This is a genomic window from Armatimonadota bacterium, from assembly GCA_018268395.1.
GTDB lineage: Bacteria > Armatimonadota > Fimbriimonadia > Fimbriimonadales > Fimbriimonadaceae > JAEURO01.
In genome coordinates this window covers 933,599-956,722 of the sequence record JAFDWQ010000001.1, presented here as the reverse complement: position 1 = coordinate 956,722, position 23,124 = coordinate 933,599, and the positions used below count along the sequence as shown (strand labels likewise).

Here is a 23,124-nt window from a genome sequence, read left to right as displayed (position 1 = left end):
TCAGACCTTCGCCGTCCCGAAACGCAGGCGCGTCAGGTACCGGATCTGCGTGACGGTGAAGCCGATCAGGATCGCGCCCATGACCCAAGCGGCAGCGGTCGCGTACCCGAACTTGAGGTACATGAACGCGTTCTTCCAGACTTCGAGGCCGATGGTGTGCGTCGCGTAGAGCGGTCCGCCCTTGGTCAAGATGAACACGTTGTCCATCGCTTTAAATCCGCCGATGAACACGCCGAGCAGGTTGATGAGCATGAGAGGCTTGAGCCCCGGCATCGTGATCCTCCATAGCTTCTGGACCCACGAGGCTCCGTCGAGATCGGCGGCTTCGTAGCGTTCGTCGGGGATGTTCTTGAGGGCGGCGAGATAGAGGATCGAGCCTGGCCCTGCACCGGCCCAGATCCCCGGGATCACGACGGCGAGGAGGGCGAGCTTGGGATCGCCCAGCCAGTCGTTGGCCGCCGTCAAATGAGGGCCGTGGAACGCGTCGAGCACGGGGTTCAAAGCGGGCGCGAAGGGAGCCACAAGTTGGTTCAGGAGGCCCTCTGGCTTTTTGTCATAGATCTGCCGCCAGAGGAAGGAGATCACGACGCCGCTCGTCATGGCCGGAAGATAGAAGAGCGTCCGGAACAGAAGTTGGAACCGCGTGATCTCGTTCAGGGCGACGGCCAATGCGACCGGTAAGAGGAAGCCGATTCCGATCGTCAGCAGTACGTACAGGAACGAGTTGAGCACCGCGTGGTAGAAGACGGGTTGCGTCAAGACGGAGACGAAGTTGTCAAGCCCGACCCACTTCGTGCCTTGAACGATCCTGTAGTCCTGGAAGCCGATGACAAGGCCCGCGAGCAAGGGATAGTACGCCCATACGAGCATGCTGAGACCGGCGGGCAACAGGCAAGCGGCGACAAACCGGAGCACACGTTTCCGGTCCGACCCCGCCGGTAGCCTGTCTTCGTAGACCGCCAACGTGCGCCGTGCCTTTCGGAGCGCCGTAATTCCGAGGATCAATCCAATAATTCCGATAAAACCTATCGATATCGCAACAGTCTGTCTCTTGGCCGCGAGTTCCTGCGGCTCGATATAGCCGAGCAGCCGCTTGTTCATCTCGGCTTCGACGTCTTTTAGGATTTGAAGGGAAGGCGTGTCCTGCAGTTTCGCCCGGTCGAGGGCGAGGTCCAAGAACTCGTAGACCTGCTGCGAGTTCCGTCCGTACGGCTCCGGATGACCTGTCTTCCAGACTTCGACGTTCGCTTCGACATAACCAGGATCGATGGCCTCAGCGATGTCGCTGTGCCCGAACTTTTTCAAAAGCACCGGGTTGACGAGACTGCCGAGTCCCAGTTCGACGAGTTTTTCGGTCTGGACGCGGGCGGCTTCTTGGCTGACGAAGAATTTGATGAACCTCCAGCAGGCTTCGATCTTCTTCGGATCCTTGACCTGTGAACTGACCGCCCACATGCCGGAGTTGATCTCGTTGGCCCGTCCTGCGGGCCCGGCGGGAAGGGCCGCGACGCCGATCTGGGAGGGCGGTAGGTCACTGATGCTCAGAAGCACGTCGTTCGTGTACGCGAACCACATGCTGATCCGGCCCTCGCGGACGTCCCGGCTCCAATCGCTCGAGATCGATGCGACCGGACCGTACGTCTTGCCGTCCGCCCCGGTCCACGTTTCTCGGACCAGCCTGCGATAGAAGTCCAGGGCTTTCGCCGCTTCAGGCGAACCGACGACCGCTCGGGAATAGCCGCGGTCGGCGGGCTGGAGGACCTCGCCGCCCGCTTGCCAGACGAAGTTCGTCCACCAGTAACCCTTCCCGCCGAGTCCCTGTTCGAAGACGAATCCGTTCCTTCCGCCGCGCTCGGTCAGTTTGCGTCCGTAAGCGAGGAACTGCTCCCAGTCTTGGGGCGGTTCGTTCGGATCGAGCCCGGCTTCCCGAAAATGGTCCTTGCGGTAGTACAGCGCTTGGGCGACCTGATAGAACGGCATCGCGTACATGCGTCCGTCGTAGTGGCGCAAGACCTTTTCGACCTCGGGGAGCACGCGCCGTTTCGAGTCCGGATCGGCGTCGAGGAGGTCGTCGAGGGGGCGGCAGAAGCCTTGGTCGATGTAGTTGAAGTACTGTCGGAAGTTGACGTAGAACACGTCGGGTGCGGTATCGCCCGCCATCGACATCAGGAAATTGACCTCGGCCTGGTCTCCGACCATTTCCAGACCGCCCGCGTTGACGACGCGGACGTCCGGGTTCTGACGGTGGAACTCGTCGAAAACCGCCCTGCGGGTGAGGTTGCGCGGGTTCGGGTCGTCCTTCGGGGGAATGCCGAACGCAGGCCCCGCCATCATGCGGATGACGGTCTGTTGCGCGGTCGCGGTCAAGCCCGTCAGCGCCAGTGCGAGTGCGAGCAGGTTTTTCAGGCGGCCCGAGTCTACGCCAAAGACGAGGGGCCGCCGCACGAACGGAAGCGCCCTCCCTTAAAGGAAGGGCCCGTATCCCGGTTTCACACGACAAGGCCTTGATTCGTCAACCAACCTATGGTAAATTGATGTCTACTGTTTCCGGACGAGGCAGACGATGGCGACCACGGAGAAAAACGGCATGACGGATCGGGAAAGGGCCTTGGAGCTGGCGCTCCAGCAGATCGAGAAGAGCTTTGGCAAAGGCACGATCATGCGGCTCGGAGAAGGGACGACGGAGCAGGTGGACGCCGTTTCTACGGGTTCGCTCAGCCTCGACATCGCCCTTGGCGTCGGTGGCCTCCCCCGCGGCAGGATCACGGAGATCTACGGAGGGGAGTCGAGCGGCAAGACGACGCTGGCCCTTCACTGTGTGGCCGAAGCCCAGAAGTCCGGCGGCATGGCCTTGTTCGTGGACGCGGAGCACGCGCTCGACACGGAGTACGCGAAGACCCTTGGCGTCGACGTGGACCGACTCTACGTCGCCCAACCGACCACGGGCGAAGAGGCGCTCCAGATCATGGACGCCATGATCAGTTCCGGGGCGATGGACATCGTCGTCCTCGACTCGGTCGCCGCCCTCGTCCCCAAGAGCGAGATCGAAGGCGACATGGGCGACAGTCACGTCGGCCTTCAAGCGAGGATGATGTCCCAAGCCCTTCGAAAGTTGGGCGGCTCCCTCAACAAGACCAAGACGTCCGCGATCTTCATCAACCAGATCCGCGAGAAGATCGGCGTCATGTTCGGCAACCCCGAGACGACCCCTGGCGGACGGGCCCTGAAATTCTGGGCCTCCGTCCGGTTGGAAGTCCGGCGCGGCGAGTTCTTGAAGAACGGCACGGAAGCCTATGGCGCCAGGACGAAGGTGAAGGTCGTGAAGAACAAAGTCGCCCCGCCCTTCCGGCAGGCCGAATTCGACGTGATCTTCGGACACGGCATCAGCAAGTCGGGCGAAGTCCTCGACCAAGCCGTCGAACTGGGCCACATCACCAAGGCCGGTACGTACTACAACTACGGCGAGGTCCGGCTGGGGCAGGGTCGGGACAACGCCAGGGAGTACCTTGACACGAACGCCGAAGTGAGGGCCGAACTGGAATCCAAGATCCGGGCCAAGCTATTGGCCAAGCCGGAACCGGCCACGGCCGTTGCCGCGATCGAAGAGTGAGCGCCGGTCCAGACCCCGCCTTGGGCCCGGCCCTTCGATACCTCGCGGCTAGCGAAAAGTCGGAAGCGGAGCTACGGTCGTTCTTGGCCAAGAAGGGCGTCGAAGAGGCCGAACTCGAACGGATCGTGGCTTACTGCAAGTCTAAGAAGTTCGTGATGGACGAGCGGCTCGCCGACCGGGAGGCCGAACTCGCCAAGTCGCAGAGATTCGACGGCCGGCTCAAGGTCGCGGCCAAGCTGGAGCGGCGCGGGGTCGACGAAGCGGTGCTGGACCGAGCCATGACCGCGTACTCCGAAGCGGACGAATCGGAAGCCGCCAAAGCCTGGCTCCGCACGAAACGCTTCTCCGATCCGAGAAAGGCTGCGCGGTCTTTGACGTCCAAAGGTTTTGGGGAGGAAGCGACGAGGGCGGCCCTTGCCGAGGCGTTTCCGGATACGGAGTTTTAAGTCGTCGCTGCTGCGGCCTCGGCACTGCCGTGCCCCATCTTGGCTTCGGCTTCGTCCTGAAGCCGGTGCATCTCCTGTTCCAGCCTGAGCCGGTAGGCCTCGACCTCCTGTTCGCTGGCGTCCGAAGGGATCTGGAAGGGCTCCCCGAAGACCATCGTGCACCGTGCGAACCATTTCGGCACCATGTAACGGTCCCAAGTCTTGACCAGCCACCGCCGGTCGGCCGAAACGCCGACAGGTACCAACCAAGCCCCGGACTTCTTCGCCATCAGCATGATGCCGCCCTGGACGATCCCGCTCGGACCGCGGGGACCGTCGGGCGTAAACGCCATCACCGCCCCTTTCTTGAGGACCTCGATGGACTCGATCGCGGCCTTGACCCCGCCCCTGCCTGTCGATCCACGGATCGTATTGAAGCCGAACTTCCGGAAGATCGTGTCCTGCATGTCTCCGTCTTTGCTCTGACTGATGATCGTCCAAACGCCCTTCTTGCGGAAGAAGCTGGCCGCGACCATGGTGCGCCCGTGCCAACCGGCGTAGATGGCCCCGCCCGGAAGCTTGGCGATCCGGTCGAACCCTTCGACCCGGATCCTCCATGTCAGGTTCAACGACCTGGCGATCAAGTAGATCAACGGCGCCAGGATGTAAGGACGGACGTTCCTCCAGCGCTGTTTTAACGTCATCGGAGCAGCCCCTTTTGCCTCGCGATCTCGGTCGCCGGGTGCAAAGCGAACCGTTCGCGGAGTTCGGCGGTCACCGCGTCCCGACCTTCGCCCTCTTCCAACGTCGCCAGAGCCAGCAGAGCTTCAGGACGGAGCGGATCCGATTCGTCGATGCTGTACGACAGCCGCTTGGAGACGTCGGGGCGGGTCGCTTTGTGCGTCTCCGCCAGTTTGAGACGTCGGACGGCCGGGAGCGCCCCCAAGGCGCCGCAGGCTTCCAGGCGTTCGAGGACGTTCGGTTGGGAAGGGGTCGGCAAGAGGTCGAGCAACCGGAGAAGGGCGCCCGACTCTTGCTCACGGTCGCCCATTTGGTTGGCGGCCGAGGCCAGGTCGTTCAAGGCTTTCGTATCGTCCGGATGTTCGGCGAGGTGGCGTTCGGCCGCCTGGGCGAGGGCGGCCGGGCCCCGTTCGGTCATTTGCTCCAGGACGTCGTGGCCGAACTGACGCCGGGCTTGCTGCGGGGCCCTGAACAGCAGGCTGAGGAGGAGGCCGGCACCGAATCCGACAAGATGGGTCCAGAACGCCGGCCCACCGCTGTGCTGTTCGCCGACCTTCACGAACGCCCCGATCGCTTGAAGGGCGACCCAGACCAGGGTGACGGTGCCGACGGTCACGCTGAGTTTGGGGGCGAGAGGCACCCGCCTGCTCATGAACCGCACCGCACAATAGCCGGCGCACGACGCGATCGCCCCGCTGGCGCCCATCAAAGGCGTCCCGCCGACCGCGCGGGAGACCACCCAATGGGCCAGCACGCCTGCTGCACCGCCGATGACGTAGATCAAGCCGTACGCTGTCCGGCCGGCCACGGACTCGACCCTCGGGCCGACCGCTGCGAGGAACACCATGTTGCCGAGGAGGTGGAGCGTGTTGGCGTGAAGGAAGAGGCTCGCCAAAGCCGTGAAGAGGCTGGGCCGGCCGGGCTCGAATGCAAGTTCCAGACGAAGGTTCGGATCGAGCGTGGCGAGGAGGGAGACGACGAAGTTGAGCCCGATCAGGATCAGGGTCACCCAAGGCGTCCCGACACGGCCGACAGGTTCTGCGGTCGCGCTCATATGTCCCACCCCGGTTCGCCCACGGCCGATCCGACCTCAGGCGTCGGCGAAGATCTCCTCGGGGATGTCGACGTTCACGAACGTCTCCCGGACGTCGTCCAGATCTTCGAGCGCCTCGATGAGCCGGACCACTCTGCGAAGATCGTCAGCGTCCGGGGTCGCGAAGTTCGTCGGCATCCGCGTCAGTCCCACGTCGTGGGTCGGGATCCCGGCCGACTTGAGCGCATCGTTACAGGCGTGCAGATTGGCGATCGGCGTCGTGACGGTGAACGTCTCCTCGTCCGCGACGACGTCCTCGGCACCGGCGTCGAGAGCGGCCATCGTCAAAGTCTCCTCGTCCGTGTCGGACTTCTCGACGACGATCTGACCGCAGTGTTTGAACTGCCACGCTTGGCTGCCGTTCTCGCCGAGGGCACCACCACCCTTCGTGAACGCGTGGCGAAGTTCGCCGACCGTCCGGTTCCGGTTGTCGCTGTAGACCTCGACCATGAACGCGACCCCTCCCGGACCGACACCCTCGTAGAGGATCTCTTCGTAGTTGGTCCCTTCACCGCCGCCAGAGCCTTTGGCGATCGCCCGCTCGATGTTGTCCTTGGGGACCGAGTTCTCTTTCGCCTTTTCGACGGCCAACCGTAGCCGCGCGTTCGTGTCCGGGTCGCCGCCGCCCATTCGGGCTGCGACGATGATCTCACGGGCCAGCTTCGTAAAGAGCTTGCCTCGGATCGCATCCTGCTTGCCCTTGCGCAGCCGGATGTTCTTCCACTTAGAATGGCCTGCCATTTTGCCGTTATTATGCCTTGTTCAGGTTCAAACGAGGACGGCCCAAGGCACGGTCGCTTAGCCGCGGAGGGTCCGTGGACGGAACAGCCAAGTCATGACGCCGCCGATCGCCGCGATCAGGGCCGCGATGAAGCCCGCGTTGTCCGGCCACTTCACGGAGACCCCGATCCATGCGCACCCGACGAGCAGTGCGGCCGTCAGCGACCATCCGGTCAGGAGCCTGCCGATGATCCGTCCCTGGCGGTCCGCCTTTCGGGCGAGCGTCAGAAGGTAGGGCCCCTTACATTTCGCACACGCCAGGTGTCCTGGAGGGTTTTGAGCGCCGCAGTCCGGACACTTGACAGGATCGAAGGCCCGCGGGTCTTTGAGGTCGCGGCGCCACTTCTTCACCATGATGTCCTCGTTGACGAAGAGGTCCCTTTGAGACCGGTTCGTCAAGGGGTCCATGTGGGCCGACAGGCCGTTCAGAGCGTCTTCGGCCAAGGCGATCGCATGGCCGGAAAGGCCACGGTCGTAGAGCGCACGGGCCAGATCGAAACGCGCGGGGACGTTCTCTGGCCTGACGGCGAGCTCTCGGTGGGCCCGGTCCAGCCTGTCCGTCTCCGCACTGTCGAGTCCGATCCGTTCCAGATAGGTCTCGGCGAACGGGAAGAAGGCCATCGTCACGACGGTCACCAGGAAGACCGGTGCCGTCATCCGCTGTTCCGGGACGAGGACGGCGATCATCATGAGGGCGACCAAGACGCAAAGCCCCCCGAGTCCGGGTGCGACGCCAAGGTCACCTTGGACCATCCGTGAGACGATCCAAACCGCCGCAAAGCCCATGACGGGGATCAGCGCCAGCGAAACGAAGAAGTTGGCGGTGTCAGGCATCGACGCCTTCCAGGACGCGATCGGGGCGTAAGTTGGTTCTGGACGCTTAGGCCTTCTCGAGGTCCTCGGCGCGGACGAGCAACATGTAGTGCGGTACGAACTCGAGTTCTTCTTTGGAGAGCTGTTTCCGGGCTTCCTCACCGACCGATTCCGTGAAGCGCTCGCGCATCCGACGGGTCGCGTCTTTATGAAGATCGGCCGGGATTTTCGGCAGGCAGTCAAGATCGACCTTGACGGCGACCTCGTCCTTGCCGTACACGTTCTCGACGATCCCGGTGAGCCCCTTCATGTGCTCGTAGTACCCGTAGACGGTGCGGTCCTGCTCCGTGATCGGTCGAGAGACGACACGGACCCGATCGCCTTCTTTGACGCGCGACATACGTCGAGGATACCTGGCGGTCAGGTTCAAACCTGGCTAACCGCCCCTCCTCCTCCGGCGCTCGTCCATACGGGCTTCGTAACCTCTGTCCGACGGCTCATAGTAAGGAGTGTCCAGGTCGCCTTCCGGGAGGTACGCCTGTTTCACCCACGCATCCGGGAAGTCGTGCGGGTAGAGGTATCCCTGTCCGTGACCCAGCTTTTCCATGCCCTTCGTCGGAGCGTTGCGGAGGTGCATCGGAACCGGAGGAAGGGGCTTCTCTTCGACGTCTTTCAAGGCCTTATCGATTGCGAGATAGCTCCTGTTCGACTTCGGCGCCTCGCAAAGGAAGGTCGTCACTTGGGCAAGCGTGATCCGCGACTCGGGCATGCCCAACATACTGACGGCCTGCAGCCCGGCGGCGGCAACGACCAGCCCTTGCGGTTCGGCGTTACCGACGTCTTCGCTGGCAAGGACCAGTAGGCGGCGCATGATGAAACGTGGGTCTTCACCCGCTTGGATCATCCGAGCCAGATAGTGGAGTGCGGCGTCGGAATCCGACCCTCGGACGCTTTTGATGAAGGCCGAGATGGTGTCGTAGTGGTAGTCGCCCTGTCGGTCGTATCGGACCGCTTGCCGCTGGAGGACTTGCTCCAGGACGGGCACGGTGACGTCCCTGGCCTCAGGGCCTTCGACCGCCGTCAACAGACTGGCCGCTTCAAGGGCGTTCAAAGCGAGTCTGCCGTCCCCGTTCGCCATCCGGACGAGAAAGTCCAAGGCATCGGCGTGCAGGGTGATCCCCAGATTGCCGAGCCCTCTTTCTTTCTCGGTGAGCGCCCGTTCGACAAGGGCCGACACGTCTTGGGGCTCGAGAGGTCGAAGCGGCAGGACGCGGGCACGCGACAGGAGCGCTGGGTTCAATGCGAAGAACGGGTTCTCGGTCGTGGCCCCGACCAAGAGCAGCGTCCCGTCTTCGAGATAGCCGAGCAACGAGTCCTGCTGCGATTTGTTGAAGTGGTGGATCTCGTCGAGGAGCAACAGCGTCGGCGTCCCGTGCATCCGTAAGCGGTCCTTGGCCGCCTCCGCGATCTTACGAACGTCGGCGACTCCGGCCGTCACCGCACTCCGGACTTCGACGAAGGCTCCAGCGTGATGGCCGATGATGTGAGCGAGCGTCGTCTTGCCACAACCAGGCGGTGCCCATAGGACGACCGAGCCCAGACGGCCGTCGAGCACGGCTTGTCGCAAAGCAGAACCAGGTCCAAGGATGTGAGACTGCCCGACGAACTCGTCCAAGTCTCGCGGGCGCATCCTGGCCGCGAGCGGCTGTCCGAGGCCGGACTGCCCTGGCACGTCGAAAAGGTCGGACACCGTGTCCGGATTCTAGCCGTCGGACTTCAGGATCCAGCGGGATGTGCTCCGCTCTTCCGACCCTTCCCGATTCTCCTCTTCAGGCTCGGGCACCTCGGGAGTCCCCGCTTCGGTCTCCGTTCGATCCGCTACAGGCACGGGGTCCATCTCGGCGGGAGGCGTCCACTGTGCTTTCGGGCTGGCGAGCACCAACGATCCGAGAACGCCGTTCAAGAATCGTCGGCTGTCAGCCGTTCCGTATAAGTCTGCTAACTTGACATATTCACTGATCGTGACTTTCGGAGGGATCTGGGGTTCGCTCCAAAGCTCGTGGCTCGCCATCGCGAGAAGGATCCGGTCGGTCAAGGCTAGGCGGTCGATCTCCCACTGTCCGGCGAGGTGAGGGACCAGACGGCCCTCGGAGTCGCCCCCGACTTGGGCGGCTGAGACGAGCCGGCCGACGTAGGCCCGTAGTTCCGGTGCGAACGTCTCGCCGAGCGTTTCTTCGGAGAGGGCGTCCTCGATCGGCGCGTTTCCGACCCTCATGGCGTAGACCGCTCGAAAGGCGGCGTCGCGAGCGGCCGCAGGCGACGCGTTCGGGCGCTTGGCCTCACGCATCGCCGACCGTGCTTTCCGACAGGAACCTCGGGACGAACCCGGTGTCGACCTGCCCGGACCGATAGTCGGGGTGGTTGCAGAGCCGTTGCAGGAACGGGATGTTGGTCTTGATCCCTTCGACGTCGAACTCGCGAAGGGCCGACCGGAGGTTGCGGACGGCTTCGTCACGGTCTTGACCCCAGACGATCAGCTTCGCGATCATCGGATCGTAGAACGGAGAGACCGTAAATCCGGCGTAGACGTGGGTGTCCAGCCGGACATTGCCGAAGCCCGGCGGGTTCCACTTCGTGATCTTGCCCGTGCTCGGGGCGAACGCATTGTCCGGGTCTTGCGCCGTGATCCGGGCTTCGATGGCGTGGCCTTTGAGCCGGACGTCGTCTTGACCGAAGGGGAGCCGTTCGCCGGCCGCGATCTTGAGCTGGAGATGCACGAGGTCGAGGCCCGTCACGATCTCTGTCACCGGGTGTTCGACCTGGATCCGAGTGTTCATCTCCAAGAAGTAGAACCGTCCTTGCGGGTCGAGCAGGAACTCGACCGTCCCCGCGTTGGAGTATCCGACCGACTTCGCGACCCGGACGGCCGCCTCGCCCATTTGCCGGCGCGTGGCCTCGTCCAAGACGGCGCACGGAGCTTCCTCGACGATCTTCTGATGACGGAGGTTTTGGACGGAGCACTCGCGCTCGCCCAGGTAGACCACGTCGCCGTGCTCGTCGCCGAGGATCTGGATCTCGACGTGCCGCGGATCGACGACGAACTTCTCCACGAGCATTTCGTCGTTGCCGAAGCTGGCCTGGGCTTCGGACTGACAGAGCTTCCAGAGGGACTGGAGTTCGTCGGGATTGTCGACGCGCCGGATCCCTCGGCCACCGCCGCCTGCGACGGCCTTCAGAAGGACGGGGTAACCGATGCCCTCAGCGATCTTCAGGGCCTCGGTCTCGGTCGGGACCGGGCCCTCGCTGCCGGGCACGACCGGGCAGTCCGACGCCACGGCCGCGTGTTTGGCCTTCGCCTTGTCGCCCATGGCTTCGATCGCCGAGACCGACGGGCCGATGAACTTGACGCCCATACGGCCGACCTCGTCGGCGAACCGTGCGTTCTCGCTGAAATATCCGAATCCAGGGTGGACGGCCTGGGCGCCCGTGATCTCGACGGCGGTCAGGACGTTGCCGACGTTCAGGTAACTGTCCTGGTTCGTCGCCTCACCGATGCAGAAGGAGCGGTCGGCCATCTGCACGTGACGGCTGTCCTTGTCGGCCCTGGAGTAGACGGCGACGGACTCGATACCGAGCTGTCGACAGGCTCGGATCACGCGGCAGGCGATTTCGCCGCGGTTGGCGATGAGGACGCGTTGGAACATCAGTACTTTTCGTGCCCCGGGTGCGGGCAGGACACGGTACCCGTCTTCGGATCGTACACGTAGCCTTCGCCGCCGACAGGGCACTTCATGAAATCGGCGCCGAGCTTCGTGTCCGATAGCTGTGCGGGCGGGACGTTCTCCACGGGGTCGGTATTGATCTGAATGGACTGGCGGAGCTGCGACAGGTTGGACCGGCAAGCTTCGTCCTTGGCCCGGTACATCGACCTCCCGACGACGGTGTTCCCCTTACCGTCGGGACGGGCTTCGACTTTTCCTCCGAACGCGCCCGATCCGACCGTGAACGCGACGGCCAGCAAAATGACGATGCCGATGCCGACGATGATGCCGACGAGCGACTGGCCTTTGGTCTTCATGGTGACTTCACCTTCGCGAGCGCTTGACCGTACTCTAGGGCCGCGCCGTCTTCGACAAGGACTTCGGTGACCTCGCCCTCGACGTCGGACACGACGTCGTTCGCGATCCCTAGAGCCAGGACTTCGCCGACGACTTGACCTGTCTTGATCTTTGCGCCCACCGTCAGCGGCGGGTCAGGCTGACGGTAATACCCGACCACCGGAGCCGTCAACATCCGTTCGCTTTCGACGGACGACGGAGTCTCGAGTACGACGTTCGGCGCTTCATCCGGCTCCTGCGTGTCCGGCTCAGGAAGGTCCGCCTCGAAGGAGTGTCGTCCGGATTTGATGCGGACGTACCGGTATCCGTGGTCTCGGGCGACCCGAAGGACGTCGGTCAAGGTGTCTCGGTCCAAACCCGCCATCGACAGGGATGTTACCGTAGGCGTCCGGAGAACAAAAAACGGGGCATGACTGGAGAGGAGCAACGTCACACCCCGAACGCTTTGAAGCTTTTTGAGGTACGTCCTACCCCCGAACCGGCGGCTGTCGCACCTTGTACTTCTACCAGGTATTGAACCACAAGTGTTGAAAAGATGTAAAGAGGAACGCCCCTTTTTCTCCACATTTCCTCCACATATTTGACCGGTGAATCTACTTGCACCCCAGATCGTAGGCTTATGGAATGCACTCATGGGTGTCCTGGAGGGACCGCCGTCCGTCGGCGGGGCTTCAGGCTCGGGCGGTAGTTATGGGTGTCTTCAGTGTTGGAAACCTCGGTCCGATGGCCTCGTCGGTCGTCAAAGAACTGGCGAACATCGGTCTCGGACGGGCCACGACGGCCTTGTCCGACATGACCGGCCGCAGTTTCAACATGGCCGTGCCTCATGTCGACACCGTCGACGTCGGACTGGCCGGCCTGGTCCTTGGAGGTGAAGACGGCGTCGTCCTTGGCATCTACATGCCCTTCGACGGTGACGTGGAGGGCCATCTTGCCTTCCTGTTCCCGTGGGCGAGCGCCCAGGAACTGATCCGGACGCTGATCGGTACGGCGCCGGAGAGCCCCGCGGAGATCGACGAGCTCTGCGCTTCGGCCGCGCTCGAAGTCGGCAACATCATCAATTCCAGTTTTCTGAACGCGATTTCGGACATGACGGGCCTGGCGATGCACGCGACGCCGCCTCTTGTCTCGGCCGACTTGGGTTCGACCGTCGTCAGCACCTTGGTCGCCGAAGCTGAAATGTCCGAGTCCGTCGCCCTAGCGATCGAGACGGAGATCTTCGTCGACGGCTCCAGGGACATCCAAGGCTTCTTCCTCTGCATCCCGTCGGTCGGCGGACTCCAAGCGATCTTCGGGCGCCTCGGCGTCGAGGAGGCGGCCTGAACGTGGCGTCCTCGACCGTCGTCGTCGGCATGGCGGAGATCCACGTCGTCAAGTCCCCAGGAGTCCTGAGCTGTCTCGGGTTGGGAAGCTGCATCGGGCTCGTCGCGTTCGATCCGGTCAGCGAGGTCGCAGGGATGATCCACTTGATGCTGCCCGCGTCGTTCAAGGACAAACCTGTGGACAAGCCTGGGAAGTTCGCAGACACCGGTTTGCCCGAGATGCTCCGGTTGCTCGAATCCGCGGGCGCGCCCAAATCGCGGCTCGTCGTCGCCTATGCGGGCGGGGCGCAAGTCTTCAAGTTTGGCGATCAAGGGGCGGGAAGGCTCGACGTGGGGGCGCGGAACATCGAGGCCGTGGAAGCCGCCGTCAGGGCCCTTGGGATCCGGCCGATCTTTACGGACGTCGGCGGGGCGAACGGCCGCACGGTGACCGTCGAACTCTCGACCGGGAACGTGAAGGTCCGCACCGTCAACACGGGTGAGAAGCTCGTGTGCAATCTGCGCGAACGAAGCTTACGGGAGGTGGCCTGATGGCCGAGAACATCACGATCGAAGACATTGTCAAGCGGACACCGGACTTGCCGAGCTTGCCCGCGGCCGCGCTGAAAGTCATGCGTGAGGCGGAGTCGAGCACGAGCAACGCCTCAGGCATCGCGAAGATCCTGGCGCAGGACCAGGCGCTCAGCGCCCGCGTCCTCCGATTGGCCAACAGCGCCTATTACGGATTGACGCGCAAGGTGACCAACCTCCAAGAGTCGGTCGTGGTGCTCGGGATGCGGTGCGTCCGCAACCTTTGCATGGTCGCGGCCACGTACCCGTGGATGTCGCGGAAGCTGGACGGTTACTGTCTCGGCCCGCGCGAACTGTGGTCGCATTCGTTCGGGACCGCCCTCGGTGCCCAGCTCCTGGCCAAGAAGAGCGGGCTCTGCAACGAGGATCAGGCGTTCACGGCCGGCCTGCTCCACGACATTGGAAAGGTCGCGCTCAGCGTGTGGCTGGAAAACCGGACGGCGCTGGTCGTGGACTATGCCGAGAAGGCGCAGGTGCCCTTCGACGAGGCGGAGCGCAAGATCCTCGGTTACGACCACTGTCAAGTGGGCGAGCACCTCGCTTTGAACTGGAACCTGCCGGACGAGATCGTTCAAGCCGTCCGGTGGCACCACGACCCGGACAGTTGCGATCCGCCGTCGCCGATCGTCGACTGCGTCCACCTCGGCATCTACCTCACGATGTCGATGGGGTTCGGTCTCGGTGGAGACGGCCTCCACTACAAGGTGTGTGAGGAGAGTTTCCGACGGCTCGGGATCCAGGAAGACGATCTCGATGCCATCACGGACGCGTTCGTGACCGGGTACGAGGATTACGAGCGGATGTTCGAGGAGTTGGCGGCAGCATGAAAACAAGGGTCCTCATCATCGACGATTCGCCGTTCATCCGGCGCATGCTCTCGGACTGGCTGAAGGACGCTTCGGACTTCGAAGTCGCCGGCGTGGCGACCAACGGGGAGGAAGGCGTCCGGATGGTCCAAGAACTGAAACCGGACATCGTCACTTTGGACGTCGAGATGCCGGTCATGGACGGGTTGACGGCGCTGGCGAAGATCATGGCGGTCGGCCCCGTGCCGGTCCTCATGGTGAGCAGCGTCACCACGCAAGGAGCCGAGCAGACGATCAAGGCGCTCGAACTGGGCGCTGTGGACTTCGTGACGAAGCCTGACGGCGGTGCCGGATTCAAGTTCGTCCGCTCTAAGGACGAACTCCTGGACAAGCTCCGCGGCGTCCGGAGCGCCCGGGTCGGCGGCCGGTGCGGGCCGTCGCACACCGCGCGTCCGACAAGCGTTCGGCAGACCGACAAGACCGTCCTCATCGCCAGTTCGACAGGCGGTCCGAAGGCTCTGGCCACTCTGTTCGCCGGAATGCCGAAGGGTTTTCCCGCCCCCGTCCTGATCGTTCAGCACATGCCCGCCGGATTCACCGCCAGCTTCGCGAGACGACTGGAACAGATCGGGGCGATGCCGGTGCACGAAGCGTCCGACGGGGAAACGGTCAAGGCGGGCATCGCGCTCGTCGCTCCCGGCGGCCGACACATGTCGGTCACGTCCGAGGGACGCGTCAAGCTGACCGACGAAGCGCCCCAGCACGGGGTCCGACCGGCCGCCGACGTCCTCTTCAAGAGCGGCGCCAAGCTGTACAAGGATCAGGCGATCGGGGTCGTGCTGACGGGCATGGGCCGGGACGGGGCAGCCGGCGCCCTGGCCCTTCGCGAAGCAGGTGGGACCGTCCTCGGCGAATGCGAATCGAGTTGCGTCGTCTACGGGATGCCGAAAGCGGCCAAGGAGATCGGGGCCGTCGATGCGGAGTTTCCGATCGACGAGATGGCGCAGGCCATCGTCGCCAGTTTGAACGGGAGGGCGCGCCGTGCTTCATAGCGAACGCGAATGGGACGACCTTTACCGGGCCGTGTTGAAGGCGTCCGGACTGGACTTGAGCCAGTACAAGGCGAACCAGCTCCAACGGCGCATCGGGATGATGGCGGAGTCGAAGGGCCACGCCGACCTGGCCGATCTAGCAAAGTGGATCGTCGGCTCGAAGGAGAACCTGTCCTGGTTCATGGACAAGTTGGCGATCAACGTCTCCGAGCTCTTCCGGAATCCGGAAAAGTGGGACGAACTTCGGACGAAAGTCATCCCCGGCCTTCTGAGGCCGGGCAAAGGACTTCGCTGCTGGTCGGCAGGTTGTAGCTACGGCGCGGAAGCGACGACCCTCGGCATGGTCCTTGACCGCAACTTCCCAGGCCCGCACCGGATCCTCGGAACGGACATCGACGACGCCGCCCTCGCCCAGGCCAAGCGTGGCGAGTTCAGCGAGAGCGACGTCAAGAGCGTTCCCAAGGAGTACCGCGACGCGTACCTGGTGGCCGAAGGCGGCGGATGGAAGTCGCTGCCGGCCGCCCGGAAACACCTCGAGTTCCGCAAGCAGAACCTGTTGGCGGACACCTTCGACAAGGACTTCGACCTCATCCTTTGCCGGAACGTGGTCATCTACTTCACAGAAGACGCGAAGTCCATGCTCTACCGCAAGTTTTTCGACGCGCTGCGCCCAGGGGGGGTGCTGTTCGTCGGAGGAACGGAGCGCATATTCAGCGCCTCCGAAATCGGATTCGAATCTCGGATCCCGCTCTTCTATCAACGACCCGAAAACGGTGAACGACAATGGCGAAACGCATCCTGATCACGGACGACGCTCTCTTCATGAGGGTGACTTTGAAAAACATCCTCACGCAGAACGGTTACGAAGTCTGCGGCGAGGCTCAGAACGGCAACGAGGCGGTCAAGCTCTATTCCGAGCTCAAGCCCGACCTCGTCACGATGGACATCACCATGCCGGAAAAAGACGGCATCCAGGCGCTGAAGGAGATCAAAGCGATGGATCCTGGGGCGACCGTCGTCATGTGTACGGCTATGGGCCAAAAGAGCATGGTCGTGGAAGCGATCCAGTCCGGTGCCAAGGACTTCATCGTCAAGCCGTTCCAGCCGGACCGCGTCCTCGAGGCCGTCGGCAAGCTGCTCGCCGCCTAACGGACGGCTCGATCGGGGGATCAAAACAGATGAAAATCGAATACATCATGCCGTTCGTCCAGGCGAGCGTCAATGTCATCAAACAGATCGTCCACACGACGCCGGAGAGGGGCCAACTCAGCGCGCGTCCGCAAGTCTTCACGTCGCAACAGCTCAGCATCGTCTGCGGCATCACGGGCGACGTGGAGGGCCAGGTCATCTACGGGATGTCCCTTGTCACGGCGTACAAGATCGCGGGCTCGATGATCGGGTCCAAAGTCGACAAGTTCGATCAGTTGACGGCCTCGGCCATCGCGGAGTTGGGCAACATCGTGAGCGGTAACGCGATGACGCTCCTGTCGACTCAAGGATTCACTTGCGACATCACGCCGCCGACGATCGTCAAAGGCTCCAACGTGCGGATTTCGACCTCGAACGTCCCCGCTCTCGTCATTCCGATGACGGTGCCCGAGGCCGGCTCGTTCGAGATCAACGTGAGCTTGAAAGAGTCGACGAAGCGCGCCGCCGCCTGAACCGGGCTAAAGGAGCCATTCGCCGCGAAGGGACGTGACGGCCGCACCGCGCAATGCGGTGCGGCCGTCACGCACCTCGACTTGGATCACAGCGCCCCGCGCAGACCTTTGGTGGCCGGTCAGCGGGTTCCGTCCGAGCCGTTCCGCCCAATACGGCGCAAGGGCACAGTGGGCCGAGCCCGTCGCGTCGTCCTCAGGAATACCGCTTTGGGGTGCGAAAAAGCGGCTCTCGAAGTCGCACGCCGTGCCGTCCCCCACCGCCGTTACGGTCACACCGCGCTTTCCGAGCCGCTCGACCTTCGCCATGTCCGGCCACAAGCCTCGGAGGCAGGCCGTGTCGCCGACCTCGACGAACCAATCCGTGCCGTTTTCTCCGCACCAGGTCCAATCGGTCCCCAGGGCCTCGGCCAAGCCGTCCGGAGAAGGACAGGCCGACGGCGGGGCCGAGGGAAAGTCCATCTCGATCGCGCCGCCCACCGGACGGCACGTCAAGGTTCCACTCTTCGTCTCGAAAACCGCGTCGGCGTCCGCCAGCCTGCCAGATTCGTAGAGCGCGTGGGCGGTCGCGAGCGTCGCATGCCCGCACAGGTCGACCTCGACGGTCGGTGTGAACCACCTCAGCCCCCACCGGTCGCCTATGGGCCAGCAGAACGCGGTCTCGGCCTGTTTGACTTCGGCCGCGACGCGGGCGGCCCACTCCGGGTCCGGACCGGCCTCGAGCAGACAGACCCCCGCGGGGTTTCCCGTGAACGGGCCGGCCACGAACGCGTCGACGAGGAAGAACGGGCACCTCACGTCCGCGAGTCTATCGGTCTCGAACCACGGGCCCAGACCGCGCAACTTCGTTCCTGCGCGGACGTATGGCAAGCTAAGACGGGCCGAACCGGTCCGAGGTCTCACCGATGCCTGAGCGAAAGCGTTTTCCCGGCCTGACCCATCAAGCCTATTCCAGCGAAACGGACATGAAGGCGCAGGAGGCCTTGGAGAAGATCCCCCTCCTCCCTAAGGTCGTCCAGAAGTTTCACGAGGTCGGATACGACCGGTGGATGTACGCCTACAACATGGCGACGGCGGTCCGCTGTGGCCCGCGGCAGTACAGCCGGCTCTACGAGACGATGCGGGAGTGTTGTTCGATCTTGGACATGGCCGAGCCGGAGCTCTATGTCACGGGCAACCCGTTCCCGAACGCTTTCGCGGGAGGGGTCGAGCGACCGTACGTGACGATCCGGAGCGGCATGATCGACTGTCTCGACGACGAGCAGCTGTACCATCTGGTCGGCCACGAGCTCGGACACATCAAGAGCGGGCATTTGCTGTACGGTTCGATCGCCCGCGTCCTGATCCCGCTTCTGGAGCTCATCGGGCGCCGGACGTTCGGGCTCGGCGATGCGATCTCGATCGGCCTCGTCCTCGCCTTTTTGGAGTGGTCGAGGCAGGCCGAGTTTTCTGCCGACAGGGCCGGGTTGCTCTGCGCCCAGGACTTCGAACTCTCGGCTAAGGCCAACCTCCTCTTGTGCGCCGGGCCGTCCCGGCTGCGGGACGAAGCGAACATCGAGCCGTTCCTCGACCAGTCGCGCGCCTATCAGGACATGACGGCACTGGACGCGATCGGCAAGGTCCTCGTCTTCCTTGTCTACGGGCTGCAGTCCACGCACCCGATGCCTGTCCACCGGACGAAGGAACTCGAGAAGTGGGCCACGAGCGGGGCGTACGAACGGATTATGAGCGGCCTTTACGACCGCTCGCCTTCGGGTGCTGCCTGACCCGCATAATGTCGTCCATGTCGCAAGCGCCCCCTTACGTCCGTCCGCCCGACGTTCACCAGTACGTGACCACGGCCAACCACTTCGACGGGTACAAGGTCGCCCAGTACCTCGGTGTCGTCAGGGGCCTGACCGTCCGGAGCCGGAGCGCCATAGGAAACTTCGCTGCATCGTTCCAGACGATGGTCGGCGGGAACATCACGATCTACACGGAACTGGCGGAAAAGGCCAGGCAAGAGGCGTACCAACTTATGGTCCAACATGCGGCGGCGATGGGAGCGAACGGCATCATCGCCATGCGGTACGACGCGAACGACATCATGCCCGGCGTGACCGAAGTCTTGGCCTACGGTACGGCCGTCGTCCTCGAACCGGCCTGAAAACCTAGCCCTTCGCCTTGACGAACGTGACGGACACGGACTGTCCGCCAGGGTTCGGCAGCGAACCCGTGATCTTGCCGCCGTCCGCGGACGCGGTCATGACCATGGGCTTGAACTCGTCCTTCATCTGGGGTGCCTGTTTGACGATGTCCTCGACCTTCATGCCGCGCGCCTTGTCGATCGTCAGTGTAAGGGTCGGGTTTTTGAACGTCCAAGACCCCGATGCGGCGGCCAGCCCTGAACCGAACGTGAACGTCATGTCCGGGTGGAGCTCCATCGGATACTTGTTCGATTCGATCGCCTTCTTGAACTCCGGCAGGTCTTTGTCCGACTTACCCATCGCTTTCAGTTGCTTGAGGAGTTCGGCGTCGGGAACGACCACGGTCCCTTCCCAGTTTCCGGCCAGGTCGGACGCGGCGAGCGTCTTTCCGCACCCGGACGCCAACAGGGCGGCAAGGAGTGCGGAGCAGAGGACGGCCTTCATGGTCCCGCCATTGTGGACCAGCGTCTCCCTTGCCCCGTCGCTAGAAGGCCCTGGCCGGGCTCTGTCCGATCCTGCCCGAACCTGGCGGGCCCGGTAGAATCGGTCTTCCCATGGATTACCGCCGCTCGTACGTTCGCGACCTGCTGTCGATCGGCCATGGTAACCAGGCTTCGGCGTTCGGTTGGGTCAAGACCCGCCGGGACAGCAAAGGGGTCAGCTTCGTCCAGATGAACGACGGCTCCTGCTTCACCGACTTGCAGGTCGTGGTCGATGCCGGCACGATCCCCGACGACCTTCTCAAGCGGATCACGACGGGTGCCTGCGTCCGGTTCGACGGTGTGCTCGTCGAGTCTCTTGGCGAGGGGCAGTCGATCGAACTCAAGGCGACCGGGGTCGAAGTCTACGGCGAGGCTGATCCGGCCACATACCCCTTGCAGAAGAAAGGGGCCACGATGGAGTTCCTCCGCGAGATCGCGCACCTGCGCGTCCGCGGGAACACGTTCGGCGCCGTCGCGCGGGTCAGGCACCAAGCCGCCTACGCCGTCCATAAGTTCTTCCACTCGCGCGGCTTCCATTGGGTCCACACGCCTGTCATCACCGCAAGCGACTGTGAGGGTGCGGGCGCGATGTTCGCGGTCACGACGCTGATGGAGCACCAGGGAGAAGGGTACAAGCTCAAGTCTTCCGATCCGTCCGAAGACTTCTTCGGCAAGCCCGCCTACCTGACGGTCAGCGGACAGCTGAACGTCGAGACGTACGCGATGGGGTTGACCAACGTGTACACGTTCGGCCCGACGTTCCGGGCCGAAAACTCCCACACCCCTCGTCATTTGGCCGAGTTCTGGATGATCGAGCCCGAAATGGCGTTCTGCGACATCGACGGCGACATGAACCTCGCGGAGGAGTTCGTCCGGGAAGTCATTCAGGACATCCTCGACGCTTGTGGCCCGGATTTGGAGTTCTTCGACAAGCGGATCGAGCCCGAGTTGCTTTCGACGCTCGACCATGTCGTGAGTTCGGGCTTCGAGCGGCTGACCTATACCGAAGCCGTCGACATGCTCGTCAAGAGCGGCGAGGACTGGGAGTACCCGGTCGGATGGGGCACCGACCTCCAGAGCGAACACGAGCGCTGGCTGACCGAGAAGAGAGTCGGCCGTCCGGTGATCCTGACCGACTATCCGAAGGACATCAAGGCGTTCTACATGAAGCAGAACGACGACGGGAAGACGGTCCGGGCGATGGACGTCCTCGTCCCCCGGATCGGCGAACTGATCGGTGGTTCCCAGCGAGAGGACGATCTGTCCCGTCTCGAAGCCCGGCTCGACGAACTCGGCCTCGACAAGGCCCTTTACTGGTGGTACCTCGACCTGAGACGGTTCGGCTCCGCGCCCCACTCCGGGTTCGGCCTTGGGTTCGAAAGGCTGATCATGTACGTCACGGGAATGAAGAACATCCGGGACGTCATCCCCTTCCACCGCTCCGCGGGTCAGGCCGATTTCTGAGAAGAGGCCTGCCTGTCGTCCCGGGCGAATCCGACGAAATACGCGGTCCAACCGAGGAGCGCGACGACCGCGAACGCGACTTTGACGGCTTGGGGCACGGCCGGGTTGAAGCTGAAGAACCCTTCGATGGGAGCGGCGCAGACGATCATGGTGGTGCCTGTCAGGAGGAGGACGACGGCCTCTTTACCCGCCGATCGGATCGATTCGGTGCGCTTCTGACGGCCAGGGGCGAGCATGGACCTGGCCATGACGAACCCGGCTGCCGACGTCACCAAGAACCCGCCGATCTCGCTCACGCCGTGAGGCATGATCGACGACACGAGAAAGCCGAGCTTGCCGACGGAGGCCATGTCGGCCGCGAGGATCCCCGTCGTGACCCCGTTCATGAAAAGCTGGTAGGCCGTCAGGACGCCGAAGCTGGCGACACCGAGTGCGTTCGCCAAAACACCCGCACGCGGGTTGTTGGAGGCGTAAAAGGCCGTCATCGCCATGTTCTCGCCCCCGGCCCGTCGCTCGAACTTGCCCTGTTTCCAGGCGTCGAAGTTGTGTTCCATGTCGGGCGACACGATTTCCGATCTGACGTCCGGACGGTAGCGGCCGATCGCATAACCGACCCCGTTCGAACCGAAGAACAGGGCGAACGCCAGGAAGAACGCCCAGGCGTTCTTCCTGAACGTCTGGGCTCCTGAACGGACGCCCTCGGCGGCCCATTCGGCAAAAGGGCGGGTCGGAGCCCGGTAGAGGAGCCCGTAAGCACGGGCCACGATCCCGTTCAGATAGGAGACGACTTCGGCGTTGCTGGTCTGAGTGGCGAGGAAAGAGAGGTCGGCGGAGGCTTTGCGGTAAAGCCGGACGAACTCCACCGTTTCTTCGCCGGTCAACCGCTTGAACCCGAGGTCGGCCTTATCGGACAGCTCTCCGAGGCGGTGCCACCCGTCGACACGGTTTCTCAGGATGGCCTCTTCATTCATCGAACCTCATGATACTTTGCGGCGTCAAAGATGAAGGAAACCGCTGCGAGGTGCAACAGGCGCGGGCGTGCCGGCGTAGGACAGCCATTGGCACGCCTCTTGCGTTGTTCCCGAACAGGCGGCCGTCCCAATCGGGCCAGGTCGGCCCCTAGGAGCGTGAGTCGGTTATGATCCGTCATGAGGCGTACGAGCACGGTGATGACATCCCGAGCTACCTTGGCCGGTTGACCCAGGCCCCCCTCTTGACGTTCGAGGAAGAGGTCGAGTTGGCGAAAGCCTCTCAGGCCGGTTCGGCCGAAGCCAGGCAGCGCTTGATCGAGTCCAACATGCGGCTCGTCATCAACATCGCGAAGTCGTACCACTCGCGGACCGTCCCGCTCGAAGACCTCATCCAGGAAGGCGCCATCGGCCTGATGCACGCCGTCCAAAGGTTCAACCCCGCACGAGGCTTCCGTTTTTCTACCTACGCCACACACTGGATCCGGCAGGCCATCGGTCGCGCGATCGATAACAAGTCCAAGGCGATCCGGCTTCCCGCCCACGTCTCGCAGACGCTCCGCAAGATCGAACGGGCCAGGGCCAAGGTCTTCCGTGAGATCGGCCGCGAGCCGACGTCCGACCAGATCGCCAGCGAACTCGGGATCAGCAGCAAGCGTCTGCAGCAGTTCATCCAGTCGTCCCAGGAACTGCTCTCGCTCGACATGAAGGTCGGCGACAACGAGAACACGACGCTCGGCAGCCTCATCAAAGACGGCAACTGCTCCGATCCCGAGGAGATCGTCCTCAACGGCGAGTTCGTCGAAGAGCTCCACGAAGTCTTGATGGAACTCAACGAACGGGAACGCCGGGTCATGACGTACCGCCTGAAATTCAGCGAGTCGGAGATGAGCGACGTCAGGGACGAACTGTGCGAGGAACTGCAGGTCAGCCGCGAACGGGTCCGCCAGATCGAGGTGCAGGCGATCAAGAAATTGCGCCGTCTGGCCCAGACGCGAAAACTCAACGACCTCCTGAGCCCGTAGAATCCGCTAAC

Annotated in this window: 27 protein-coding genes; 13 read left to right on the top strand and 14 right to left on the bottom strand. The window is 63.3% G+C overall.

What is annotated here, in order from left to right; translation table 11 throughout:
• Positions 1 to 2,445: an extracellular solute-binding protein gene (locus JST30_04405; GenBank protein MBS1713559.1), complete on the bottom strand. Its 2,445-nt coding sequence runs from the start codon at positions 2,443 to 2,445 to the stop codon at positions 1 to 3.
• 142 nt (positions 2,446 to 2,587) lie between these two features.
• On the opposite strand from JST30_04405, the gene recA reads away from it, so the two are divergent.
• Together recA and JST30_04395 are read left to right on the top strand one after the other, a co-directional pair.
• Positions 2,588 to 3,610 carry a recombinase RecA gene (recA, locus tag JST30_04400; GenBank protein MBS1713558.1) on the top strand — a complete coding sequence of 341 codons (1,023 nt, stop codon included), beginning with the start codon at positions 2,588 to 2,590 and terminating at the stop codon, positions 3,608 to 3,610.
• Complete coding sequence (locus JST30_04395) at positions 3,607 to 4,056, top strand: RecX family transcriptional regulator (GenBank protein ID MBS1713557.1); 450 nt, start codon at positions 3,607 to 3,609, stop codon at positions 4,054 to 4,056. Before recA ends, JST30_04395 begins: the two co-directional genes overlap by 4 nt.
• Here JST30_04395 and JST30_04390 read toward each other — a convergent pair.
• From JST30_04390 to JST30_04345, 10 genes are all read right to left on the bottom strand, one after another.
• Positions 4,053 to 4,739: a lysophospholipid acyltransferase family protein gene (locus JST30_04390; GenBank protein ID MBS1713556.1), complete on the bottom strand. Its 687-nt coding sequence runs from the start codon at positions 4,737 to 4,739 to the stop codon at positions 4,053 to 4,055. The two genes, JST30_04395 and JST30_04390, sit on opposite strands and share 4 nt — an antisense overlap.
• The gene (locus JST30_04385) at positions 4,736 to 5,830 is read right to left on the bottom strand and encodes a rhomboid family intramembrane serine protease (protein ID MBS1713555.1); all 1,095 of its coding nucleotides are present in this window, start codon (positions 5,828 to 5,830) and stop codon (positions 4,736 to 4,738) included. Before JST30_04385 ends, JST30_04390 begins: the two co-directional genes overlap by 4 nt.
• Positions 5,831 to 5,866: 36 nt before the next feature.
• Complete coding sequence (locus tag JST30_04380) at positions 5,867 to 6,610, bottom strand: YebC/PmpR family DNA-binding transcriptional regulator (GenBank protein ID MBS1713554.1); 744 nt, start codon at positions 6,608 to 6,610, stop codon at positions 5,867 to 5,869.
• 57 nt (positions 6,611 to 6,667) lie between these two features.
• Complete coding sequence (locus JST30_04375; protein ID MBS1713553.1) at positions 6,668 to 7,483, bottom strand: zinc ribbon domain-containing protein; 816 nt, start codon at positions 7,481 to 7,483, stop codon at positions 6,668 to 6,670.
• A 46-nt stretch (positions 7,484 to 7,529) separates the two neighbouring features.
• Positions 7,530 to 7,862, bottom strand: a complete 333-nt coding sequence (locus tag JST30_04370) for a hypothetical protein (protein ID MBS1713552.1) — start codon at positions 7,860 to 7,862, stop codon at positions 7,530 to 7,532.
• 36 nt (positions 7,863 to 7,898) lie between these two features.
• Positions 7,899 to 9,152 carry a replication-associated recombination protein A gene (locus JST30_04365; protein MBS1713551.1) on the bottom strand — a complete coding sequence of 418 codons (1,254 nt, stop codon included), beginning with the start codon at positions 9,150 to 9,152 and terminating at the stop codon, positions 7,899 to 7,901.
• A gap of 72 nt (positions 9,153 to 9,224) precedes the next feature.
• Complete coding sequence (locus JST30_04360; GenBank protein MBS1713550.1) at positions 9,225 to 9,809, bottom strand: transcription antitermination protein NusB; 585 nt, start codon at positions 9,807 to 9,809, stop codon at positions 9,225 to 9,227.
• Entirely contained in the window at positions 9,802 to 11,166 is a 1,365-nt protein-coding gene (gene accC / locus JST30_04355; protein ID MBS1713549.1) for an acetyl-CoA carboxylase biotin carboxylase subunit, read from the bottom strand. Before accC ends, JST30_04360 begins: the two co-directional genes overlap by 8 nt.
• A complete protein-coding gene (locus JST30_04350) occupies positions 11,166 to 11,540 on the bottom strand; it encodes a hypothetical protein (GenBank protein ID MBS1713548.1) in 375 nt (124 codons plus the stop codon). Before JST30_04350 ends, accC begins: the two co-directional genes overlap by 1 nt.
• A complete protein-coding gene (locus JST30_04345; protein MBS1713547.1) occupies positions 11,537 to 11,944 on the bottom strand; it encodes a hypothetical protein in 408 nt (135 codons plus the stop codon). The genes JST30_04350 and JST30_04345 overlap by 4 nt, the downstream gene beginning before the upstream one ends.
• A 359-nt stretch (positions 11,945 to 12,303) precedes the next feature.
• Here JST30_04345 and JST30_04340 point away from each other — a divergent pair, with 359 nt between their 5' ends.
• The 7 genes from JST30_04340 to JST30_04310 are packed head-to-tail and all read left to right on the top strand — an operon-like array spanning position 12,304 to position 16,991.
• On the top strand, positions 12,304 to 12,903 hold the full coding sequence (locus tag JST30_04340) for a chemotaxis protein CheC (GenBank protein ID MBS1713546.1): 600 nt from the start codon (positions 12,304 to 12,306) through the stop codon (positions 12,901 to 12,903).
• Between the two features lie 2 nt (positions 12,904 to 12,905).
• Positions 12,906 to 13,433 (top strand): chemotaxis protein CheD, encoded by a 528-nt coding sequence (locus JST30_04335; protein MBS1713545.1) that lies wholly within the window; start codon positions 12,906 to 12,908, stop codon positions 13,431 to 13,433.
• Positions 13,433 to 14,299 carry an HDOD domain-containing protein gene (locus JST30_04330; GenBank protein MBS1713544.1) on the top strand — a complete coding sequence of 289 codons (867 nt, stop codon included), beginning with the start codon at positions 13,433 to 13,435 and terminating at the stop codon, positions 14,297 to 14,299. The genes JST30_04335 and JST30_04330 overlap by 1 nt, the downstream gene beginning before the upstream one ends.
• Positions 14,296 to 15,330 carry a chemotaxis response regulator protein-glutamate methylesterase gene (locus JST30_04325; GenBank protein ID MBS1713543.1) on the top strand — a complete coding sequence of 345 codons (1,035 nt, stop codon included), beginning with the start codon at positions 14,296 to 14,298 and terminating at the stop codon, positions 15,328 to 15,330. Before JST30_04330 ends, JST30_04325 begins: the two co-directional genes overlap by 4 nt.
• Positions 15,320 to 16,132: a protein-glutamate O-methyltransferase CheR gene (locus JST30_04320; GenBank protein ID MBS1713542.1), complete on the top strand. Its 813-nt coding sequence runs from the start codon at positions 15,320 to 15,322 to the stop codon at positions 16,130 to 16,132. The genes JST30_04325 and JST30_04320 overlap by 11 nt, the downstream gene beginning before the upstream one ends.
• Positions 16,114 to 16,479 carry a response regulator gene (locus JST30_04315; protein ID MBS1713541.1) on the top strand — a complete coding sequence of 122 codons (366 nt, stop codon included), beginning with the start codon at positions 16,114 to 16,116 and terminating at the stop codon, positions 16,477 to 16,479. The genes JST30_04320 and JST30_04315 overlap by 19 nt, the downstream gene beginning before the upstream one ends.
• A 29-nt stretch (positions 16,480 to 16,508) precedes the next feature.
• Positions 16,509 to 16,991, top strand: coding sequence for a chemotaxis protein CheX (locus JST30_04310; protein MBS1713540.1), 483 nt, complete (start codon positions 16,509 to 16,511; stop codon positions 16,989 to 16,991).
• Between the two features lie 6 nt (positions 16,992 to 16,997).
• On the opposite strand, the gene JST30_04305 is transcribed toward JST30_04310, so the two are convergent.
• A complete protein-coding gene (locus JST30_04305) occupies positions 16,998 to 17,786 on the bottom strand; it encodes a PhzF family phenazine biosynthesis protein (GenBank protein ID MBS1713539.1) in 789 nt (262 codons plus the stop codon).
• A 107-nt stretch (positions 17,787 to 17,893) separates the two neighbouring features.
• On the opposite strand from JST30_04305, the gene JST30_04300 reads away from it, so the two are divergent.
• Complete coding sequence (locus JST30_04300; GenBank protein ID MBS1713538.1) at positions 17,894 to 18,754, top strand: M48 family metallopeptidase; 861 nt, start codon at positions 17,894 to 17,896, stop codon at positions 18,752 to 18,754.
• A gap of 17 nt (positions 18,755 to 18,771) precedes the next feature.
• The gene (locus JST30_04295) at positions 18,772 to 19,134 is read left to right on the top strand and encodes a YbjQ family protein (protein ID MBS1713537.1); all 363 of its coding nucleotides are present in this window, start codon (positions 18,772 to 18,774) and stop codon (positions 19,132 to 19,134) included.
• Between the two features lie 4 nt (positions 19,135 to 19,138).
• On the opposite strand, the gene JST30_04290 is transcribed toward JST30_04295, so the two are convergent.
• Entirely contained in the window at positions 19,139 to 19,618 is a 480-nt protein-coding gene (locus JST30_04290; GenBank protein MBS1713536.1) for a hypothetical protein, read from the bottom strand.
• A 110-nt stretch (positions 19,619 to 19,728) separates the two neighbouring features.
• Here JST30_04290 and asnS point away from each other — a divergent pair, with 110 nt between their 5' ends.
• Positions 19,729 to 21,120, top strand: a complete 1,392-nt coding sequence (asnS, locus tag JST30_04285; protein ID MBS1713535.1) for an asparagine--tRNA ligase — start codon at positions 19,729 to 19,731, stop codon at positions 21,118 to 21,120.
• On the opposite strand, the gene JST30_04280 is transcribed toward asnS, so the two are convergent.
• Entirely contained in the window at positions 21,105 to 22,091 is a 987-nt protein-coding gene (locus JST30_04280) for a stage II sporulation protein M (GenBank protein ID MBS1713534.1), read from the bottom strand. The two genes, asnS and JST30_04280, sit on opposite strands and share 16 nt — an antisense overlap.
• A gap of 167 nt (positions 22,092 to 22,258) precedes the next feature.
• On the opposite strand from JST30_04280, the gene JST30_04275 reads away from it, so the two are divergent.
• Positions 22,259 to 23,113 carry an RNA polymerase sigma factor RpoD/SigA gene (locus JST30_04275; protein MBS1713533.1) on the top strand — a complete coding sequence of 285 codons (855 nt, stop codon included), beginning with the start codon at positions 22,259 to 22,261 and terminating at the stop codon, positions 23,111 to 23,113.
• Positions 23,114 to 23,124: the final 11 nt, after the last annotated feature.